Below are 6,657 nucleotides of genomic sequence, written 5' to 3' on the forward strand. Positions count from 1 at the left end.
TCCTTCTTCGTTGTTCGTGTTCGAGGTGGTCGGGTGTCAGGACCAAGCACCGGGGCCGCCCGCGCGTTCGCGGTCGTTCTCGGAGCCGATGACGTTGGCGGCCTTGAGTTCTGCGATGGCATCCTCGGAAATTCCTGCGGCCGTGAGGACTTCTTCGTTGTGCTGTCCCACCTTCGGCGGCACATGGCGCAGACGTCCCGGTGTGTCGGACAACTTGATCGGCATGCCGACGAACTTGACGGGACCGATCCCGTCTATGTCGGTTTCGAGGACGAGTCCGTTGTGAGCGACCTGCGGATCGACGAATACGTCGTCGTAGTCGTTGACGGGTGCGACCAGCACATCCTCGTCTTCGAACCGCTTCATGATCTCGTCCCGCGGGAAGGTGCGGATCGCGGCCTCGAGCAGCTGATGTGTTTCGGTGGTGTGTTCGCGCAGTCCCTCGATGGTCTGAAAGCGACTGTCTTCCACAATGTCCTGCGACAGACGGCAGGCGCGCGCCGCGCGCTGCCATTGCTGGTCGACGTAGAACTCGCCGATCAGAGTGAACCACAAGCCGTCGGACGCCTCGTAGTACCCGTAGAGCGCGGTGTTGTGCGCGTGGGCAATTCCCTTGGTGGGTTGTGGGTACTGCTGTCCGGTGTTGAGGTACGTCGTGCCTTCTTGCAGGTGGCTGGTGATGGCTGCGTTCATCAGGTTGGAGTCGACGACCTGTCCACGGCCGGTCTTCTCGCGAGCGGCGAGCGCGATCATCATGCCCTGTGCGAATTGCATGGAGGCGAGGTAGTCGATCATGAACGTGCCGGTAGGAACAGGCCCCGTCTCACTGGTGCCGGTCAGCGCCATCAGTCCGCTGATCGCCTGCGCTGCAAGATCCTGACCACGACGGTGCACGTATGGCCCCGAGATGCCGTACCCGGATGCGTACGCAACGATGATGCGTGGATTGATCTCGGACAGTTGATCCCAACCGAAACCGAGGCGGTCCATCACTCCGGGGCGGAAGTTGCTGGCCACGATGTCGGCGTCTCGCACGAGGTCGTAGATCAGTTGTTTACCGCGATCGGACTTGAGGTCGACGCTGATGCTTTTCTTGTTTCGATTCGTCGCCGACCAGTGCGGGCTGTAATTACCGCCGATGAAGGGCGGCTGATCTCGGCCGATTTCGCCGACATCGATACGCTCGACCTTGATGACTTCCGCACCGAAGTCGCCCAGTACCTGAGTGGCCGACGGTCCTTGCTCGAGTTGGGTGAAGTCGAGAATACGTACCCCTGCGAATGCATCTGTCATGCGCGGAGCATCCTTTCTTGCTGCTGGCGGCGTCCCGTCGATCGCGGAGGAAGGGGAGAAATTCCCACGACTCCGGGTTCGAAGATCCGCCGGTCCATGATTTTCGGTGAGCGCATGATCGGTTCGAAAGCCATGCGGCTCAGAATGTCTCGTTCGATATCGACGCCGGGAGCTACCTCGATCAGTTCGACACCATCCTCGACCAACTGGAAGACTGCTCGGTCGGTGATGTACAGAACTCGTTGCCCGGTGCGACGTGCACGCTCTGCGTTGAAGCTGACGTGGCTGACCGTGTCGACGAACTTGGAGTAACGGCCTTCCTGGTCGATCCGCACCTCGCCGCCCTCGATGTGTTCGACGAGCCCGCCGCCACACAGTGTTCCGCAGAAGACGAGATTTCTTGCCTTCTGGCTGATGTCGATGAACCCGCCAGGGCCGATCGGCGTCGTCCCGACGACCGCGACGTTGACGTTGCCTCGCTTGTCGATCTCGGCGAATGCAAGTCCGGCCAGATCCAATGCGCCGCCGTCGTAGATGTCGAACTGACTCGGCATATCCACGATCGACGACGGGTTGATCGCAGTGCCGGAATCGAGTCCGACTCCAGGTAGGCCGCCGTAGATGCCTTGCTCGACGGTCAAGGTGAACCTGTCGAGGAAGCCTTCTTCCAGTGCGACGTAACTGATCCCGTTGGCCATCCCGACGCCGAGGTTCGCGAGGTCGCTCTCGGCGACCTCCATTGCCGCGCGTCGCGCGACGACCTTGCGGTGGTCGAACGGGAGTGCGTCGACGACCGTCGGTGCATTGGGCACCGCTCCGGTTCGGCGAGCGTCGGAGACGGTGATCGGCGTCTGGTTGGGGAAGTCGGTGACGACCACGTGATCGACGAACGGTGCTGGAATACGCACTTGCCCAGCGGGTATAGCACCTCGCTCGACCAACCGTTTGACCTCGACGAGGACGATGCCGCCGCAGTTGTGGACGGCTTGCGCGATGGCGAAGTTGTCGCCGACGGCTGCTTCGTCCTCCATGGCGATGTTGCCGTCTGCGTCGGCAGACGTCGCGCGCAGCAGTGCTACGTCCAGATCGAAGCGTGGGTAGAAGAGCCATTCCTCGTCGCCGATGGTGACGACCTCGCTGAGTCCGGTGGTCGTCTGCTCGTTCATCCGCCCCCACTGGTGGCGCGGATCGACGAATGTGTCGAGTCCGATGTCGGTGAACAGACCGGGCCTGCGGGCGGCGATCTCGCGATACATCAGCGAAATCGTGCCTGCGGGAAGGCCGATCGCCTCGACGGAACCGTCGGCGATGACCTTCTGTTGCCGCGGGGACAGCACGAAATGCGATCCGATGAAACGTGTGACGAGGCCCGGGATGGAGATGTGGTCGATGCCGCGGCCTTCGTGGTCGCCGAGTCCCATGACGTGGACGACGGTCAGGTCACGGGGAGCAGCGTCTGCTTCCCATCGCTGTTCGACTGCGGTCAGTAGTGTCTCGGGTACCTGGAGCAGCGATCCGGTGCCGCCTACGACCACTGTCGAGCCCGCCGGAACGAGCGCCGCCGCGTCCTCGGGCGACAGGACGAGGCCATGGGCCCGGAGTCCGGACGGGGCCGATCCCAGTTCGATGCGGGTCACAACATCACGTCCCCTCCGCACACGTTGATGCATTCGCCAGTAATGTAGGACGCGTCGTCAGATGCGAGAAACGCTACGGCTGCGGCAACTTCGTCGGCCGTGCCCGTTCGACCCAGCGGGTTCGTGGAGATACGACGCTGAAGGGTCTCGTCGGCATCTTCGCCGGTGATCTTGCCGACCTCGACACTGGCGTACTCCGACAGGTCGGTGTCGATGCGTCCCGGTGCGACTGCGTTGACTCGAATACCCTGCGGTGCAAGCGCAGTCGCGAATGTTCGAGTCAAACTCAGAACGGCGGCTTTCGATGCCGCGTAGTGCGCTGACAGCGGATTCGGAAGATGGGCTTGGATCGACGCGACAGTCACGATCGATCCACCGTCGACAAGGCACTTCGCCGCCAACTGGAGGGTGAGCAGCACGCCTCGCGCGTTGATATCGAGCACGCGGTTCCACTCGTCGACGGTCAATGCTGCGGCGGGAGCGAAGGTTTGAATGCCTGCGTTGGCAACGACGATGTCAAGAGCGCCTATTTTCGCCGCAAGCTCGACTATTCGGACATCGCTGACGTCCAACGTCAATGCTTCCGCGGACAGCCCTCGATCCAAAAGGCGCTTCACGACCTTGGTGGATCGCACGTGGTCGATGTCGGCAATCAGAACATGTGCGCCGTCGGCGGCGAGACGTTCGGCGATCGCCTGGCCGATGCCCCGTCCTGCGCCGGTGACCAAAGCGCAGTTGCCGGTGAACTTGGAGTGAGTTGTCATTCGTTGTGCGCTCCGCTGGCCGTAACGCCGTCGAGGGGCACTTTCGAGAGCAGTTCCACTTTCTGACCGCGCTGGCAGAGCCGTCCGTCCTGATCTACGACTTGGACGTCGAATGTGACGATCGCCTGCTCGGGATTGGACTTGCTGTCGCGCATCGCGGCAACGGAGTATTCGACGAAGATCGTGTCGCCGAGGAAGATCGGCGCGACGAAGCGCCAGTCGGAGATGCCCAGGAACGCGATTGCCGTGTGGCGCAGCATCTCGGTGCGTGGCCACATGAGCCCGTGTGCGTAGGCGAGGCCCATCATTCCGTGTGCGATGCGCTTGCCGAACTGACTGGACTGGGCGTAGACGTCACTCGTGTGCACCTCGGAGTAGTCGCCGGTCAGACCTGCGAATCCGATGATGTCGTAGTCGGTGATCGTGCGACCCGGGCTGCGGAACGCAAGTCCGACGTAAAGGTCTTCGTAGAGAAGTCCTTGCCTCGGAATCTTGTTGCTCATGTGGTTTGCGTTCCCTTCATGGTCGTGCGATCCGTTCGCGTAGTTGCAGAGTTCGCATGGGTGAGTGCTGGGATGGCCGGACTCCGTGTGCCGAGAACCGTATCGGCTAGACCTTGTGACCTCGTTCACTAGCGGAACTCTGTTCCAATATGGAACACTGTTCTGAATTGAGTGTCAATCCGTTGGAAGAACGCGACCAGCTTCGTGTCAGGGTGACCGCCGAGCACTGAGAGAAGGAGGGTGACTGTATGGCGACCGGGACTCTGCCCCGTGGTTTGGCTATTCTGCAGACTCTTGTGGGTTCCGCAGACGGACTGCCGTTGACGAAGATCGCCGATGACGTGGACTTGCCCAAGAGTGCAGCGCATCGAATCCTGTTGACTCTGATCGACGAGGGTTTTGTCCAGCAGAACGAGGTCAAGGGAACCTATGCGCTGACGCTGCGGATCGTCAGCCTTGGCCTACGGCACCTCGCCAGCAGCACCGTCTTCGAACTCGCGTTGCCGATACTCTCGCGTCTCGCCGCTGAATCGGGGCAGCTGGTACGTCTTGGTCTTGTGGACGGGCAGAAGCTGGTGTGGGTCGCACGGACGCAGGGGGCGCGAGCAGGGCTACGCTACGACCCCGACGTGGACCACGGTTCCGAGATTCCCCTGGCGACGTCGGCCAGCGGTCTTGCGTGGTTGTCGGGTATGTCCGACGACGATGCAGTGAGCTTCGTTGCGAGACAGGAGATCGATCTTCGGCACGAGGTCGGCCACAATGCGCCTACGACACTCACTGAGGTTCTGGCTTTGATCCACGACACCAGGACCAGGGGATGGGCGCGTGTCCATGACAGTGTCGAAGAGGGTATCTCGGCAATGGCGGTACCCATCGCCGATTCGTCCAATGGGCGTGCCCTGGGAGTGGTCAGCATCGCTGGGCCATCGCTGCAATTGACCGACGCCAAAATGGATGTGCTTGCGCCGGGACTCCATGCCGCTGCAGTCGAACTATCCGGCCTTGCAGGAAGTTTCGCCAACGACATTCAGCTCAAGAGCCACTTCGCGGGCCTCAGCGCCTGACGGCGTCGACCCGACGAGTACAGGAGAAATTAAGTTGCGTGCCGATCTGTCCGTAATCGTCGCTGCCGCCCTACGCCGCGAGGCTGCCGTTCCTGCGATCAGCGTCTATGACCTGACGACCGCTCAGGCCGTCGTCGCTGCCAGTGAGCGGATGTCGCGTCCGGTGATCCTTCTGATTCCGCCAACTGCGGCGAAAGGGGTGTCTGGTGCACGATTTATCCGAGCGCTTCGATCCGTGGCGGACGACGCTTCGGTCGAGGTCAGCCTGCAACTCGACCATGCCCACGACATCGTGCTCATCGAGCATGCGGTGGCGGCGGGGGTGGACGCCGTTCTGGCCGACGGCTCGTCGTTGCCCGACGAGGAGAACGTGACGTTCGTGACGCGCGTGCGCGGTCTGGTCGGCCCCGATATCGTGCTCGAAGCCGAGCTCGGCAACCTCGCCGGAGACGAGGACAGGGCGCACATCGCACAGAGCGCGGCGGAGTCCACGGCCGGCATGACCGATCCGACGGCCGTGCCCGCGTTCCTCGCGGCGTCGGGCGCCCAGCTGCTCGCCGTCGCCGTGGGCAATGTGCATGGCCACTACACCGGCACCCCGCATCTCGATTGGGCACGTATCGCCGCGATTCAGAGTGCTGCGTCACCGATTCCGCTTGTGCTGCACGGTGCCTCGGGTATTCCGCATGGGCAGTTGGCGGCGGCGCCGGCACACGGTATTGGCAAGATCAACTTCAATACCGAACTACGGGACAGCATTTTTCACACCTTGGCCGACAAGGCGCAGCAGTGGCGCGATAACGGCCTCGATCTGGGCGGGCTACTGGGGGACTGGTCGGAGGCCGCATCGGTATTCGTTTCGAGTACACACCGACTGATCGCTGGGGCCGTCGAGTGAGTGCACAAGCAAGTGCTGGTCGTTCGAGTAAAGGCTGCGAATAAGGAACCCTCGGGACGGTTCAGTCAAAGGGGGCTTTCGCGCGGGACACACTCTCCAGATCGCCGGGGCCGACGTCTCAATCGAGTCTCGCAACGGCGACGCACCAGCAGCCAGAGAGCATGGCATCGAATGACGACTGATGTGTACCAAGGATCCACTCAAGAGGGTGACCTGAATCACTGTATGGACCATTGGCACGTATTTTCAGTGACTGATTGACCGTCTGACCGCGTCACGGCAACATCGAAGACCAACGGTACTCCTTGCGGCCAGCCTGAGCGCAAGGGCGTGGAAGGCGGTGTTCGAACAGATGACTGAGCTCGACGAAAAAGCGGTGGCTCCGTCGGCTAATCTCGCCGATCGGTATCGCGTCGATTCTGGACCGGTTCTGATGACGGGCGTGCAGGCGATTGCACGTCATTTGGTGGAACAGCACGAGCGTGACAGGCGTGC

6 protein-coding genes are annotated in these 6,657 nt (G+C 61.9%); 2 read left to right on the forward strand and 4 right to left on the reverse strand.

What is annotated here, in order from left to right; genetic code table 11:
* Positions 1-36: 36 nt before the first annotated feature.
* From CHB96_RS27320 to CHB96_RS27335, 4 genes are read right to left on the reverse strand one after another with little or no spacing between them, the layout of a single operon-like run.
* Entirely contained in the window at positions 37-1,293 is a 1,257-nt protein-coding gene (locus CHB96_RS27320; protein WP_089252285.1) for a CaiB/BaiF CoA transferase family protein, read from the reverse strand.
* A complete protein-coding gene (locus CHB96_RS27325) occupies positions 1,290-2,930 on the reverse strand; it encodes an acyl CoA:acetate/3-ketoacid CoA transferase (protein ID WP_176444529.1) in 1,641 nt (546 codons plus the stop codon). The genes CHB96_RS27320 and CHB96_RS27325 overlap by 4 nt, the downstream gene beginning before the upstream one ends.
* The gene (locus CHB96_RS27330) at positions 2,927-3,694 is read right to left on the reverse strand and encodes an SDR family NAD(P)-dependent oxidoreductase (RefSeq protein WP_089252289.1); all 768 of its coding nucleotides are present in this window, start codon (positions 3,692-3,694) and stop codon (positions 2,927-2,929) included. Before CHB96_RS27330 ends, CHB96_RS27325 begins: the two co-directional genes overlap by 4 nt.
* Positions 3,691-4,197 carry a MaoC/PaaZ C-terminal domain-containing protein gene (locus CHB96_RS27335; protein ID WP_089252291.1) on the reverse strand — a complete coding sequence of 169 codons (507 nt, stop codon included), beginning with the start codon at positions 4,195-4,197 and terminating at the stop codon, positions 3,691-3,693. The genes CHB96_RS27330 and CHB96_RS27335 overlap by 4 nt, the downstream gene beginning before the upstream one ends.
* 248 nt (positions 4,198-4,445) lie before the next feature.
* On the opposite strand from CHB96_RS27335, the gene CHB96_RS27340 reads away from it, so the two are divergent.
* Positions 4,446-5,264, forward strand: coding sequence for an IclR family transcriptional regulator (locus CHB96_RS27340; RefSeq protein ID WP_089252293.1), 819 nt, complete (start codon positions 4,446-4,448; stop codon positions 5,262-5,264).
* A complete protein-coding gene (locus CHB96_RS27345) occupies positions 5,176-6,162 on the forward strand; it encodes a class II fructose-bisphosphate aldolase (RefSeq protein ID WP_089252295.1) in 987 nt (328 codons plus the stop codon). Before CHB96_RS27340 ends, CHB96_RS27345 begins: the two co-directional genes overlap by 89 nt.
* Positions 6,163-6,657 lie beyond the last annotated feature (495 nt).

It is taken from the genome of Rhodococcoides kyotonense, assembly GCF_900188125.1.
GTDB classification, from domain to species: Bacteria; Actinomycetota; Actinomycetes; order Mycobacteriales; family Mycobacteriaceae; genus Rhodococcoides; species Rhodococcoides kyotonense.